The organism is Cohnella sp. GbtcB17 (assembly GCF_019091135.1).
Lineage (GTDB): Bacteria > Bacillota > Bacilli > Paenibacillales > Paenibacillaceae > Cohnella.
In genome coordinates this window covers 1-230 of the sequence record NZ_JAGXJW010000545.1, presented here as the reverse complement: position 1 = coordinate 230, position 230 = coordinate 1, and the positions used below count along the sequence as shown (strand labels likewise).

General features: G+C 57.0%; 1 pseudogene. It reads left to right on the top strand.

Annotated features, from left to right (window positions below):
- Positions 1-41 precede the first annotated feature (41 nt).
- Positions 42-230 (top strand): annotated as a pseudogene (locus KVT38_RS34380) (extracellular solute-binding protein); the annotation flags it as partial.

Here is a 230-nt window from a genome sequence, read left to right as displayed (position 1 = left end):
TGAACAAGATGTTTCACGCTGGATTGATAAGCCCGAATTTCGTGACGGACAAGGATGGGAAACTCTCGGACGCCGATATCTCCAACGGCAAGGTCGGGGCGTTCTTCACCAACTGGGACGGTCCGTACCGAACCGCTCCCGGCACCTACAACAACCTGAACGCAAACGTTCCGGGCGCAGAGCTTATTCCGATCGATCCGAGGCCGAATGGTGCGGGCAACCATCCCAAC